At 31.3% G+C, this 12,471-nt stretch carries 16 protein-coding genes and 1 tRNA gene; 9 read left to right on the forward strand and 8 right to left on the reverse strand.

Annotated elements, in window-relative coordinates:
- Positions 1-73: 73 nt before the first annotated feature.
- The 8 genes from ACFS5M_RS06055 to ACFS5M_RS06090 all read left to right on the forward strand — a co-directional run bounded on the left by ACFS5M_RS06055 (position 74) and on the right by ACFS5M_RS06090 (position 5,221).
- The gene (locus ACFS5M_RS06055; protein WP_183486801.1) at positions 74-1,684 is read left to right on the forward strand and encodes a T9SS type A sorting domain-containing protein; all 1,611 of its coding nucleotides are present in this window, start codon (positions 74-76) and stop codon (positions 1,682-1,684) included.
- 42 nt (positions 1,685-1,726) lie between these two features.
- Entirely contained in the window at positions 1,727-2,563 is an 837-nt protein-coding gene (gene prmA / locus ACFS5M_RS06060; protein ID WP_183486803.1) for a 50S ribosomal protein L11 methyltransferase, read from the forward strand.
- A gap of 21 nt (positions 2,564-2,584) precedes the next feature.
- On the forward strand, positions 2,585-2,860 hold the full coding sequence (locus ACFS5M_RS06065; protein WP_183486805.1) for an ATP-dependent Clp protease adaptor ClpS: 276 nt from the start codon (positions 2,585-2,587) through the stop codon (positions 2,858-2,860).
- 63 nt (positions 2,861-2,923) lie between these two features.
- Positions 2,924-3,463, forward strand: a complete 540-nt coding sequence (idi, locus tag ACFS5M_RS06070) for an isopentenyl-diphosphate Delta-isomerase (protein ID WP_183487300.1) — start codon at positions 2,924-2,926, stop codon at positions 3,461-3,463.
- Entirely contained in the window at positions 3,447-3,857 is a 411-nt protein-coding gene (locus ACFS5M_RS06075) for a 6-pyruvoyl trahydropterin synthase family protein (RefSeq protein WP_183486808.1), read from the forward strand. Before idi ends, ACFS5M_RS06075 begins: the two co-directional genes overlap by 17 nt.
- 4 nt (positions 3,858-3,861) lie before the next feature.
- Entirely contained in the window at positions 3,862-4,833 is a 972-nt protein-coding gene (locus tag ACFS5M_RS06080) for a type I phosphomannose isomerase catalytic subunit (protein WP_183486810.1), read from the forward strand.
- 27 nt (positions 4,834-4,860) lie between these two features.
- Positions 4,861-5,130: a hypothetical protein gene (locus ACFS5M_RS06085; protein WP_183486812.1), complete on the forward strand. Its 270-nt coding sequence runs from the start codon at positions 4,861-4,863 to the stop codon at positions 5,128-5,130.
- A gap of 17 nt (positions 5,131-5,147) precedes the next feature.
- Positions 5,148-5,221: transfer RNA gene (locus tag ACFS5M_RS06090), tRNA-Thr, on the forward strand.
- A 58-nt stretch (positions 5,222-5,279) separates the two neighbouring features.
- Here ACFS5M_RS06090 and ACFS5M_RS06095 read toward each other — a convergent pair.
- The 5 genes from ACFS5M_RS06095 to ACFS5M_RS06115 all read right to left on the reverse strand — a co-directional run bounded on the left by ACFS5M_RS06095 (position 5,280) and on the right by ACFS5M_RS06115 (position 8,623).
- Positions 5,280-5,969 (reverse strand): DUF4369 domain-containing protein, encoded by a 690-nt coding sequence (locus ACFS5M_RS06095; RefSeq protein WP_183486814.1) that lies wholly within the window; start codon positions 5,967-5,969, stop codon positions 5,280-5,282.
- A 50-nt stretch (positions 5,970-6,019) separates the two neighbouring features.
- Complete coding sequence (locus tag ACFS5M_RS06100) at positions 6,020-7,330, reverse strand: DUF819 family protein (RefSeq protein WP_183486815.1); 1,311 nt, start codon at positions 7,328-7,330, stop codon at positions 6,020-6,022.
- Between the two features lie 76 nt (positions 7,331-7,406).
- On the reverse strand, positions 7,407-7,571 hold the full coding sequence (locus ACFS5M_RS06105) for an Arc family DNA-binding protein (protein ID WP_183486817.1): 165 nt from the start codon (positions 7,569-7,571) through the stop codon (positions 7,407-7,409).
- 6 nt (positions 7,572-7,577) lie between these two features.
- Entirely contained in the window at positions 7,578-7,760 is a 183-nt protein-coding gene (locus ACFS5M_RS06110; RefSeq protein WP_183486819.1) for a hypothetical protein, read from the reverse strand.
- A 2-nt stretch (positions 7,761-7,762) separates the two neighbouring features.
- Entirely contained in the window at positions 7,763-8,623 is an 861-nt protein-coding gene (locus ACFS5M_RS06115; RefSeq protein WP_183486821.1) for an SPFH domain-containing protein, read from the reverse strand.
- 153 nt (positions 8,624-8,776) lie between these two features.
- Between ACFS5M_RS06115 and ACFS5M_RS06120 the strand changes: the two genes are divergently transcribed.
- Positions 8,777-9,340: a hypothetical protein gene (locus tag ACFS5M_RS06120; RefSeq protein WP_183486823.1), complete on the forward strand. Its 564-nt coding sequence runs from the start codon at positions 8,777-8,779 to the stop codon at positions 9,338-9,340.
- A gap of 174 nt (positions 9,341-9,514) precedes the next feature.
- Here the strand turns inward: ACFS5M_RS06120 and ACFS5M_RS06125 are convergent, their stop codons facing one another.
- The 3 genes from ACFS5M_RS06125 to ACFS5M_RS06135 form a co-directional block, all read right to left on the reverse strand.
- Complete coding sequence (locus ACFS5M_RS06125) at positions 9,515-10,051, reverse strand: hypothetical protein (protein ID WP_183486825.1); 537 nt, start codon at positions 10,049-10,051, stop codon at positions 9,515-9,517.
- Between the two features lie 4 nt (positions 10,052-10,055).
- Positions 10,056-11,252 carry an ImmA/IrrE family metallo-endopeptidase gene (locus tag ACFS5M_RS06130; RefSeq protein WP_183486827.1) on the reverse strand — a complete coding sequence of 399 codons (1,197 nt, stop codon included), beginning with the start codon at positions 11,250-11,252 and terminating at the stop codon, positions 10,056-10,058.
- A 71-nt stretch (positions 11,253-11,323) separates the two neighbouring features.
- A complete protein-coding gene (locus ACFS5M_RS06135) occupies positions 11,324-12,241 on the reverse strand; it encodes an IS1595 family transposase (protein WP_183486829.1) in 918 nt (305 codons plus the stop codon).
- Positions 12,242-12,471 lie beyond the last annotated feature (230 nt).

Here is a 12,471-nt window from a genome sequence, read left to right on the forward strand (position 1 = left end):
ATCACATAAAATAGCACTTTCATAATTGTTCTCATCGGTAGCTTTATCAATCTAAATGTTTAAAACAAAAACGATGAAACGATTTTTATTATTAGGTCTACTATTATTTATTTCAAACATATTAAACGCCCAAGGTTGGGGCGAAACTCAAAAAATTGTAAGTCAAGATAGATCTATTGCAGATTTTTTTGGATGGTCTGTCGCAATTGATGGAGATTATGCAGTAGTTGGAGCTAGAGGAGGAGGTCCTACAGGCACATTTAGAGGTATTGCTTATGTTTTTCACAACGATGGGAGTGGTGTTTGGATCGAAGTCGATCAATTAACAAATATTGATAATTCTAATTTTGATGGTTTTGGGTATTCGGTTGCTATTAGTGGAGACTATATTTTTATTGGAGCTACAGGGCAAGATTATATAGGAAATGGTGCGGGGAATTATTTGTCAGGAGCAGGAGCTGTTTATGTTTATGAAAATGATGGAGTTGGAAACTGGAATCAAGTTCAAAAAATCGTCGCATCAGATAGAGATACCGAAAATGGGTTTGGTAATGCATTAGCAATTCAGGGTAATTATGCTGTTGTAGGTGTTGTGAAACAATCTTATGATGTAACTGGTTCCAATTTTTTAGATAGTGCAGGAGCGGTCTATATTTTTGAACGCGATGAGAGTGGAGAATGGAATGAGGTTCAAAAAATTGTGGCTTCAGATCGAGCTGTTTTTGACTATTTTGGTAGAAATGCTGTTGCTATAGACGCTGATTTTTTAGTTGTTGGAGCAAATTATGAAGATGAAGATGTTTCTGGGATGAATACGATTTCTAGTGCAGGTTCTGCTTATGTTTTTGAGCGAGATGGTAGTGGAACATGGAATGAGGTTCAAAAAATTGTGGCTTCAGATAGAGAACAAGGAGAATGGTTTGGTGTCGCTGTGGATATTTACGGAGAAACTATAGCTGTAGGGTCTAGTCAGGAATATATTTCTGGAAATACAAGTGCTCAATATGGAGCGGTATATATGTATGAAAAAGATGGAGCAGGTATTTGGAATGAAACTCAGAAAATTAGACCTAGTAATTTAGACTATCAATCTGGATTCGGACAAGCTTTAGACTTAGTTGAAAACCATTTAATTATAGGTGCTTCTGGAATGGAAATAGGAAGTGTGCCTAATGGCGGAGCTGCGTTTATGTTTGAGAAAGATGGAGCAGATGTATGGAATCAAGTTGCTGTCATGTATGATACAAATGCTGCTGCTGCAGACTTTTTTGGTATTGATGTTGCTATAAGTGAAAATTATGCCATGGTTGGCTCGTATCAAGAAGATGAGGATGAATTGGGTGTAAACACTTTAGGTGAAGCAGGTTCAGTATATGTTTTTGAAATTAATGAGCCTAATACTTTAGAGCCTTTAGAAACCTTAAGTGTTTTTGAAAATACATTAGAGAGCACTATTAATGCCTATCCTAATCCAGTTGATAATATACTTCATCTTGATTTTAAAATTCATATAAATTTTATAACTGTTAAAGTTAGTAATGTCTTAGGACAAGTTGTTTTTTCTGAAAAATACTATAACTCTAAATCAATTGAATTACCCTTCGATATGTCAAAAGGAATGTATTTAGTTGAAGTCAAAATAAATAATAATGAAACCTCAGTTTTAAAGATTATTAAACATTAAGTTGAGAAAATTACATGTAACTTTGTTGTTTAAATTATTGACATGTCAAATACAATATATATTGGTTACTATTTTAAAGTAGAACCATTACAACCAGGCGTTGAAATTTTAATTGCGGAATTAGGTTATGCTGGTTTCGAAAGCTTTGTTGAAACTCAAGAAGGTGTCACGGCTTATATTCAAAAGGAAGAATGGCATGGCGATATTTTAAATGATATTCGTATTCTAAATGCTGAAGAATTTAAAATTTCTTATTCGTTTGAAGATATTGTTCAAACAAATTGGAATGCAGAATGGGAAAAAAACTTCCAACCTATTATTGTTGATGATTTATGTGCTGTTCGCGCACCTTTTCATGATCGTTTAAATACCAAATACGATATCATTATTGAACCAAAAATGAGCTTTGGGACTGGTCATCATGAAACCACACACATGATGATTCAACATATTTTACAAAATGACTTTCAAGATAAATCAGTTTTAGATATGGGTTGTGGTACAGGTGTGCTTGCTATTCTTGCCGAAAAAAAAGGAGCTACTCAGTTAGATGCGATAGATATCGATAACTGGTGCTATGTAAATAGTATAGAAAATGTAGAACGCAATAATTGTAGTAAGATTTCTGTTATTGAAGGTGATGCCACTTTATTAAAAGGAAAAAAGTACGATATCATAATTGCAAATATTAATAGGAATATCTTACTTCATGACCTAAGAACGTATTCAGAAAGTTTAAACCAAAACGGAATGCTATTCTTAAGTGGATTTTATAACAATGACATTCCGATTATAGAAGCTGAATGCAATAAGTATATGTTAAAATTGAGCGAAAAAATCGAAAAAAATAATTGGGTTGCTCTAAAATTTTTAAATTAGTAGAAGAATAAAGCTTTGAAGATGAGTACTAAAGAAAAAATAAAAGAAGAAGTCCTTGTTGAGACTTTAGAGCAAAACCTAAATGAAATTGTACTGTATAACGATGATGTTAATACGTTCGATCATGTTATAGATACACTCATTTACGCTTGCGATCATACTCCAGAACAAGCCGAACAATGCTCTATTTTAGTGCATTATAAAGGTCAGTGTACTGTTAAAACAGGAGTTTATGACGAGCTTGAACCTCGTTGTACAATCTTGCTTGATGCTGGATTAAGTGCAGAAATTATTTAGATTGTCGTTCACAAATCATCAAATCCCCTATTTTTTAACAATTAATACGTGTATTTTTGCACTATGGTAGAAGAACAAGTTATACTTGTAAACGAAAATAATGAGCAAATTGGTTTAATGCCTAAGCTTGAAGCGCATGAAAAAGCTGTATTGCATCGTGCGTTTTCAGTATTCGTGTTTAATGATGCTAATGAACTCATGTTGCAGCAACGTGCTCATCATAAATACCATTCACCTGGACTATGGACAAATACTTGCTGTAGTCATCAGCGCGATGGAGAAAGTAATATAGAAGCAGGTAAAAGACGACTTCAAGAAGAAATGGGTTTTGTTACACAACTTGAAGAGTCAATTTCTTTTATTTACAAAGCACCATTTGATAATGGTTTAACAGAACATGAATATGACCATATTCTTATTGGTAGATATAATGATGCGCCAATAATAAACGTAGAAGAAGTTGAAGATTGGAAATGGATGCCTCTCGAAGCAGTAAAAAAAGAAATCGAATCACAGCCTGAATTATATACAGCGTGGTTTAAGATTATTTTTGATAAATTCTATCTGCATATTAATATAACTCAAGATGCAAGTAACCGTTAGTAGAAAAGCACATTTTAATGCAGCGCACAGGTTGTACAGAAAGGAATGGAGCGATGAAAAAAATGCAGAAGTTTTTGGGAAATGCAGTAACCCTAATTTTCATGGGCATAACTACGAACTTATTGTAAGTGCTACAGGAACCATAAATCCAGAAACGGGTTTTGTTATAGATATTGAAGACTTAAAAACGATAATTAAAACAGAAGTTGAAGATGCTTTTGACCATAAAAACCTTAACGTAGAAGTTCCAGAATTTAAAGATTTAAATCCTACAGCTGAAAATATTGTCGTCGTTATCTACAATAAAATAAAACAGCATTTAGCTTCAGATTTAAAACTAGAAGTCACACTTTATGAAACACCACGTAATTTTGTAAGCTATTCAGGACAATAATTTCATGACAAAACCACTATATCCATTCAAATTTACACCCATTTTAAAAGATAAAATTTGGGGCGGACAAAAACTTAAAACTTTATTACATAAGGAGAGCGATTTACCAAATATTGGTGAAAGCTGGGAGATTAGTGATGTAGAAGGTGATACTTCAATAGTGAGTAATGGAGAATTAAATGGGACGTCTTTACAAGTGCTTTTAGAGACCTATAAAGCGGAGTTAATAGGTGAAAAAAATTATAAACATTTCGGCAACAAATTTCCTTTGTTAATTAAATTTATTGATGCTAAGGAAGATTTATCCATCCAGTTACATCCAAATGATGAATTGGCAGCAAAACGTCATAATTCGTTCGGAAAAACAGAAATGTGGTATGTCATGCAAGCTGATCAAGATGCAAACTTAATTGTAGGATTTAATCAGAAAATGACCGCTAAAACCTATTTAGAACACCTTGAAGCTAAAACTTTAACTCAAATTCTAAATTTCGATAAAGTAAAAGAAGGTGATACTTATTTTATAGAAGTCGGACGTGTGCATGCCATTGGCGCAGGTGTTTTACTTGCCGAAATACAACAGACTAGCGATATAACCTATAGAGTTTATGATTGGGATCGTGTAGATGACGAAGGTAAAGAAAGAGATTTACATAACGATTTGGCTATAGATGCTTTTAATTTTGATATGGACGACGATTTTAGAATCGCTTATTCTAAGACCGACAATCAATCGAATCCAATGGTAAGTTGTCCTTATTTTACAACCAACTATTTAGAAGTAACAAAAAGCTTAAACAAAACAAATGATTTAGATTCATTTATTATATATATTTGTGTTGAAGGCGAAGTAGAAATTATAACAAATCAAACTTCTGAAATTATTAAAAAAGGAGAAACATTATTGTTGCCAGCCGCAATAAAGTCTTATCAAATTACTTCTAAAAAAGCTAGACTATTAGAAGTTTATGTTTAATTTTGCAGGAAAATAAATTAAGAAATTATGGCAAATAAAAGAATCCTAAAAAAAGACATTAATTATGTGTTAGGAGATATTATTGAAGCGGTTTATGTTTGGCAATTCGCTAATCCTGAAAAAGATGATAAAGAAAGTGAAAAAATAATTGATGAAGCTATTGCAGTTTTTGACGAGTTAATTGCTAAAGTAAACGACAGAAATGTTGAAGATAAGAAAGCACATTTTAAAGCTATTAACCAAGAGTTAGAAGCTAAAGGACGTTCGCTTATTGAAAAAATCAACAAGTTAAAATAAGTATTGAAATATATTTCGCCGATGTAGCTCAGCTGGCTAGAGCAGCTGATTTGTAATCAGCAGGTCGTGGGTTCGAGTCCCTCCATCGGCTCAAAAAAAATCCCAAACTTAAGTTTGGGATTTTTTTTGTTTTAGCTCTATCTGATGGCTTATTTTTTTCTTTCAGCAATCAATAGTTCGAGTTCTTTACCATATTTGGATGCTTTTATTTTAGGAGTTAGAATATTGTTTATAGTATCTAACCATTTAGTTTGAGCATTAGGAATTTCAGTAAGCGCTATATATGGAGCAACTTCACTATCATTATTCTGCATGGCAAAGTTTACTGTTTGTAAATATTTTGTTTTTAAAAGACTGTTAAAAGAGGCTTCATTTTCTGCAATTTTAATAGAGTCATTATCTTTTTTGGCTTCAAATTCTTCTTTAATTAAATCGAGGTGTTTGTCATTAATACGTGACATTAATAATAGGTAATTCTCTAAAGTTTGCTGTTGTTTAGAACCCTTTATTTTTGCATCTATTACAAAGTTTTTTAAACTTGTGTTTATTTCTGTGATGCCTTTATCCGCAAAAAATGTAATGCCTTCATCTTCTTTTGAGTTTTTATCCAATTGAATAAAAAATATTTCAGGAGAATCTAAATCACTATGCAATTCAATAGGATCTTCTCCATTAATATCTACAGAGTCAACAGTAACAATAATGCTGTCTTGTGCTTTTTTAAGATAAATTGTTCCTTTTTTTAAACCTTTTACTGAAACTTTTACTGTTAAGTCAGAAGCTTCTTTTCCGCAAGAAAATATAAACGTTAATAGAAGTAGAGCGACTATTTTTTTCATTGATGTCATTTTTTTTGAAGCGCAAATATCTTATAAATAATTATGAATTGCTAGCTTACTGCTGCTAATTCCATAAGAATAGTACAACCTATAGCTGCAATGGTTCCAATCGCATATCCAAAGACTGCTAAGAGGACTCCAACTGTTGCCAATGAAGGGTGAAAAGCAGAAGCCACAATAGGAGCTGAAGCAGCACCACCAACATTAGCTTGACTTCCTACAGCTAAAAAGAAATATGGCGCTCTTATGAGTTTGGCTACTCCAATTAATAAAACTGCATGAATTGTCATCCAAACCATACCAATAGCAATTAAGCCAAGGTTGTCAAAAATCATGGTTAAGTCCATTTTCATTCCAATAGAGGCGACTAAAATGTAAATAAAAACACTACCAATTTTACTTGCACCAGCACCTTCATAATTTTTTGCTTTTGTATAAGATAGGAGTATTGCTATTAATGTGGCAATGCTAATCATCCAAAAGAAGCTTGACCCTAAAAATGTAAATATATTTCGTGTTGTAGGAGATTCAATTCCAGATACCATGTTTTCAAAAAATGGAGCCAAATAGCCAGAACATAAATGTGCTATGCTTACAGTGCCAAAAGCAATGGCTAGGATAAGCATAAAATCGGTTAAAGAAGGATTTCTTTTAACACTTTCGGTAAATGTAGAGACTTTATTTTTTAGTTCTTCTATAGACGAAGTGTCAGCTTTTAACCATTTATTTATTCTATTACGTTTTCCAATTCCAATAAGTAGTATGGCCATCCAGATGTTAGCGACTACAATATCCACAAACACCATTCCACCATAAAGCTTTTGATTATAACCATAAATTTCAAGCATAGCAGTTTGGTTGGCACCACCACCAATCCAGCTTCCTGCAAGCGTTGATAAGCCTCTCCATACAGCATCTGGTCCTACGCCACCAACAGTTTCTGGTGACACCATTGAGATTAATAAAATAGCAATTGGACCACCAATAATAATGCCTACTGTTCCTGTAAAAAACATGATTAGAGCTTTCCACCCTAAATTAAAAACAGCTTTTAAATCAATACTGAGTGTCATAAGCACTAAAGCTGCTGGTAGTAAAAAACGGCTAGCAACATAATAAATACTTGACTTTTGACTAATAATTTCACCAGTATCTCCAGTAATTTCCCATTCAGGAGCAATAAGGCCTAAAGAGGTTAAAACGGCTGGAACCATGTACGCCATAAAAAGTCCTGGAACTATTTTATAAAATTTAGACCAAAAGCCTGTTTTAATATTTTCAGTATAAAAGACAAAGCCTAAAGCAAGCATTAGTAGTCCAAAAACAATAGCATCATTTGTAAATAGCGGTTGGTTTTCCATTTGTAGTAATTTAGAGATGCAAAATACCAAAATTAAAGTTCATAAAAAAAGCGACTTTTTTCAAGTCGCTTTTAGATTAATCTTTTTTAGGTTTTGGTGCTCTATTTTTATCTTTTAGGTATTGCATGAGCATCCATTCAATCTGACCATTGGTGCTTCTAAACTCATCAGAAGCCCATTTCTCAATGGCTTTGAGCATTTCTTCATTTATTCGTAGTGCAAAGGCTTTCTTTTTTGACATTTGCTTTTAAGATTGGTCTTTATTTTTTTTAAATATAACTAAAGCTAGAATAACTCCAATTATTGTTCCTATAAACGAACCATAAATAATTCCCATAGCTACGTTTCCAATAATAGCACCTATTGTTGTTCCAAAACTTGAGCCCAGAGCTACACCAAGAGCTATACTATATGTTTGGTTTTTATTCATTTTTAATGGTTTAAAGTTCCTGTGTTTAAAACAGGAGAAGCATCTTTATCTCCACATAGAATAACCATAAGATTGCTTACCATTGCAGCTTTGCGTTCTTCATCTAAGTTAACAATTTCTTTCTTGCCTAATTCTGCTAAAGCCATTTCTACCATACTTACAGCGCCTTCAACAATTTTATGCCTTGCAGCAACAATAGCAGTAGCTTGTTGGCGTTTTAGCATGGCATTTGCAATTTCTTGTGCATAAGCCAAGTAGCCAATACGAGCTTCTAGAACTTCAATTCCTGCAATGGATAAGCGTTCATCGATTTCTTTTTCTAAAGCTTCGCTAACTTCATTAACGCTTGAGCGTAAAGTAATGTCTTCAACATGACCTTCATCTGCAAAATTATCATAAGGGTACATGCTTGCCAGTTTTCTTACAGCAGCATCGGTTTGTACACGTACAAAATTTTCAAAATTATCAACATCAAAAGCAGCTTTGTAGGTGTCTTGAACACGCCAAACTAAAATTGTACTAATCATAACAGGGTTTCCTAGTTTATCATTCACTTTTAAGCGCTCACTATCAAAATTACTTGCCCTAAGTGAAATTTTCTTTTTCGTATAAAAAGGATTTACCCAATAGAATCCATTTTTTTTAACTGTGCCTACATATTTTCCAAATAGCAACAGCACTCTTGAATTGTTTGGCTGTACCATTATAAAACCAATGGCGATTATAATTGCTATTGGAATGATCAAGATATATTTGGGACTTTTAGTAGAAACAGCCATAACTATTGGTCCAAAGAATAATATAAGAAATACCAATAACATTAAATAACCGTTAGCTGGGATAATAATTTTCTCTTCTTTCATAAGTGTTTAATTTAAAATGATATTAAAATGATATCATAAAGATATAATTAAAGTTTGGGATTAACATACTACTTTACACTAAAAATGAAAATTTTAACATTTTTCACTATATTTGAACTCTCCCTATTTTTTATTTAACTAAATCTTTACAATTTGGAAGCATTTTTAACGTTTTTAGAAAGTGTCAACGACTTTTTTATATATAATATGATTGGGAGAATAATTCTAACTATTTTTTCTTCATTCCTGTTTATTTTATTATTATTAAGGTTTTTGAGACCGAATTTAAAAATATCAAAACATATTTGTTATACAGATATAGAGGGTAAAATGTATTACGTTTTTAAAGTTGTTAATATGTCAAAAAATGATTTATATGATATTCAATTTAATTTAGTTAAGAAAATACCATATATGGTAAATAAAGGCAAAAAAATTAATAATAGAATCATTCCTATATCTTTAAGCACCAACCATAAGGATCATTTTGCAAAATATAAAAAGGAAAAAGATTATGGCGATCATGCAATGCTTTTAAGAACTGAACATGATTTAAGTGGAGATATAAAGAATAAAAAAGTTCAAGTCAAATTGACAGTTACTGGAAGGCATGGTTTTAGTAATCTTACACGTATTGTATCTATGGAATTTTTAGACTCCGATGCGATAAAAGAAAATAAAGAATTTAAGTTTGGCAAGAGTCTTGATGTAATGTAGTATAATCGATAATTTGGAATATAATTAGAATATTTAAAATAATATATATATATTTAAATCATTAACACATGAAAAAACACTTTAAAAACAATAATATGGCAAATGATATTGTTACTTGGTAATCAGGAAATTACCAATATAATATTGCATATAACCCTCTATAAATAGTTTTTTTTATTCTTTCTTATCCTTTTTAGGATTGTAATGAATACTCTTTATTAGTGACTGATTAAATTCTGATAGTTGGTCTTTTCTAAAATAGCCTCTGTCAATATTTAATTGCCTAAAAGTCATAAACAAGTCAAAAGTGTTTCCGCCTTCTTGAACCCATTTTAATAGTGCGTTTAATGCAACTTCTAAATGGGTAGAAATATATGCTTGCCTACTATCTGCGCCTCTTTTACCGGTTTCGTCTTTTTTCATTCCACCAGTTAAGAAGATTATTTTTTCTTCTCTTACGAAGTCTCTAACCTCCTTGTATTTATCTCCTTTTGGTAAATGAGTTCTTAATATACCTTCGATAGCATAATAAACTTTATAGGACTTATCTGGGTTCTGAATATCATCTACAATGTCTAATTGTAAAATATTATCTTCAAATTCTGTTTCAAAGCCTAATTGAAAATTTTTATTCTTATCAGCTTCTGCTGCTAACTTTTTAATTTCTTCAAGGTCAATCTCGTTCTTTTTTAAATCTTTATCTTTTGCCATAATTTTAACTAGATATATTTTCTATTATTTGTTTAATTTCTTCTTTTGGATTTTCTGATGTCCAAATGTTACTTTTCATAGATTTTAAGGCAACTTCTGAACTGATTAAATGTTTGCTGAACTTCTTGTATAGATTTCTCTTTATGCTCTCGTCTTGATCGTGTATGTAGAAACCATAAATAATTGATGGATGGATTCCGTGTTCTTCTGCATACATAGAAACTGCATAAGGATTGTTTATATTAGATTCTATATATTTTAGCTTTTCATCAGAAAATAACATTGCTCTTGCAAAAAGATTTGCTCTATCTTCATTAAGCAATAATAAATCAGATGCACCAGATAAATGCAATTGATTCCGTTTTAAATCCTCTAAGTCATAATACACATGGCATAACTCATGAAAAAGAGTGAACCACATCATGTCATATTTCCCATAATAATCAGTAATTATAATACATGGGTTTCCATTAACAATAAATGTAGCGCCTTTAACAGATGTTTTAGAAACGTATTTCTGAACGATTACAGTTACTCCCACAACATATAATGCTCTTACAACCGTTTGGAAGCCTACTGATTCTAACCTTGTATATGGTCTTATTTTTGGAATTAATTTTTTAAAATCTTGAAAGTTAAATTCATTAGGATTATCTATTTTTTCTAACTGACTATAAGCAGACTTAACCCAAAAATCGTTCATCAAATCACTAGAAGCCCTTTTACCTTTACTAAATAAAGGAGCGGCAACCTTATCACTATAATCAAAAACTGATTCAATATCAAAAAAATCTAATATTCTTTTCTCAATATATTTAAAATCAGTTTTAGTTTTAATAAACCCAATTTTCTTTAAACCATCTAAATCAAAATTTTTAACTATATAATTAGCTTTTTTAGTTTCCTCAATTTGCGCTAACGCTTCTGGTTTTAATGTAGAGATATAAACTTTTACTGTTTCTTCAATATTTAATTCTAAAAAACTACTAATTTTAATAATTGATATTAAATCTACTTTTTGATTTTCACCATTTAAAATTCTATTAAGAGTATCATTATTTATCCCCAAAAGAGTAGATAGTTGTCTGTCTGAACTTATTGATAGTTCCTCTTTTTTATCTTCTATTAAATCATTTAAACTCTTGTTGCTACTTATGCCTAAAATCTGGTAAATAGAAGTCAATTCCTGTTCCGAACCCATAGTGTCTCATTTTTAAGACACAAAAATAGTCTATTTTAGGCAAATAAACAAACAGTGTCTCAAAAATAAGATTAATTTATTAAATTCTTGTAAGTTAGTCTGTTTTCAATATTTGAAAGAAGTAAGTTAAACCTTTCGTTTTCTGTTCCTTGACGTGTATTGTATCTAAATACAAATTCATCTACATAGAAGTGTAAGTGTTTTCTTGAAGTAAAATGGTAGATTCCATATATACCTCTTTTTAATATTGCCCAGAAGCTTTCAATAGTATTTGTTGTAACTCGACCTCTAACATATTCGCCTTTATTATGCCTTACTGTTTGGTGGTCGTAAACTCTTTGTAATTTATTATATGCTTTTAATTCATCAGTATAAATCGTAGCATCAAATGCTATGTTATTAAGGATTGGTGGTAACAAAGAATGCTCAGTAGAGTTTCCAACGTGTTTAGCTACTAATTTTCCATCACGCTGAACCATTCCTAAAACCGTTGATTTTCTAAATCTATCTTTAGTTTCAAAAGTCTTATCTTTTCTAATTGCAGCACGCCTGTTTTTAGCCTTACCACCTATATAAGTTTCATCAATTTCTACTTCGCCTTGTAATTGGTCGTTATCTTCTAAACCAAAGCAGTTTCTAATACGTTGTAACATAAACCAAGCTGATTTTTGAGTTATGTTTAAATCTCTACCTAATTGATGCGAAGAGATACCTTTTTTATGCGAAGTCACTAACCAAATACCAACAAACCAAGTTTGTAAATTTATTTTAGTATTGTCAAATATAGTGTTAGTCTTTACATTGAAGTACTTTCCTGTCTCTTTACACTTATACTTATTGCCTTTGCAGTTATACACTTTAGAATTTGGATCAAAAGGGCTTACAACGTTACCATTCCAACGTAGTATCTCTAAATGTTCTATGCAATCCTGTTCAGTAGGAAAGGCTTTAATAAGGTCTAAAATTGATTTTACTTCTTTGTTAAACATAACTGTTGTAATTAGTTATGTAAATATAAGTAGTTTATTACACTAATGCAAATTTATTTAGTGTAAAGTTGTATATTAATCCGTAAAGTTTTTAATATCAAAATAAACTTTGGCACGATGATTGAATAGTATATAACAGTTACTACAATAAAGCTTTTTAAAGTGTGGTTACTTTTAATAAAAGTGTAGTAACTAATTTTTGGTTGGTTAGTTAAGAAAAGCGTCTTTTT

Source organism: Lacinutrix iliipiscaria (genome assembly GCF_042686125.1).
Lineage (GTDB): Bacteria > Bacteroidota > Bacteroidia > Flavobacteriales > Flavobacteriaceae > Oceanihabitans > Oceanihabitans iliipiscarium.

Bases quoted from the DNA above. Each gene is read 5' to 3' on its own strand.
- ACFS5M_RS06055 (WP_183486801.1), top strand. From the start codon at position 74: ATGAAACGATTTTTATTATTAGGTCTACTATTATTTATTTCAAACATA.
- prmA (WP_183486803.1), top strand. From the start codon at position 1,727: ATGTCAAATACAATATATATTGGTTACTATTTTAAAGTAGAACCATTA.
- ACFS5M_RS06065 (WP_183486805.1), top strand. From the start codon at position 2,585: ATGAGTACTAAAGAAAAAATAAAAGAAGAAGTCCTTGTTGAGACTTTA.
- idi (WP_183487300.1), top strand. From the start codon at position 2,924: ATGGTAGAAGAACAAGTTATACTTGTAAACGAAAATAATGAGCAAATT.
- ACFS5M_RS06075 (WP_183486808.1), top strand. From the start codon at position 3,447: ATGCAAGTAACCGTTAGTAGAAAAGCACATTTTAATGCAGCGCACAGG.
- ACFS5M_RS06080 (WP_183486810.1), top strand. From the start codon at position 3,862: ATGACAAAACCACTATATCCATTCAAATTTACACCCATTTTAAAAGAT.
- ACFS5M_RS06085 (WP_183486812.1), top strand. From the start codon at position 4,861: ATGGCAAATAAAAGAATCCTAAAAAAAGACATTAATTATGTGTTAGGA.
- ACFS5M_RS06095 (WP_183486814.1), bottom strand. From the start codon at position 5,969: ATGAAAAAAATAGTCGCTCTACTTCTATTAACGTTTATATTTTCTTGC.
- ACFS5M_RS06100 (WP_183486815.1), bottom strand. From the start codon at position 7,330: ATGGAAAACCAACCGCTATTTACAAATGATGCTATTGTTTTTGGACTA.
- ACFS5M_RS06105 (WP_183486817.1), bottom strand. From the start codon at position 7,571: ATGTCAAAAAAGAAAGCCTTTGCACTACGAATAAATGAAGAAATGCTC.
- ACFS5M_RS06110 (WP_183486819.1), bottom strand. From the start codon at position 7,760: ATGAATAAAAACCAAACATATAGTATAGCTCTTGGTGTAGCTCTGGGC.
- ACFS5M_RS06115 (WP_183486821.1), bottom strand. From the start codon at position 8,623: ATGAAAGAAGAGAAAATTATTATCCCAGCTAACGGTTATTTAATGTTA.
- ACFS5M_RS06125 (WP_183486825.1), bottom strand. From the start codon at position 10,051: ATGGCAAAAGATAAAGATTTAAAAAAGAACGAGATTGACCTTGAAGAA.
- ACFS5M_RS06130 (WP_183486827.1), bottom strand. From the start codon at position 11,252: ATGGGTTCGGAACAGGAATTGACTTCTATTTACCAGATTTTAGGCATA.
- ACFS5M_RS06135 (WP_183486829.1), bottom strand. From the start codon at position 12,241: ATGTTTAACAAAGAAGTAAAATCAATTTTAGACCTTATTAAAGCCTTT.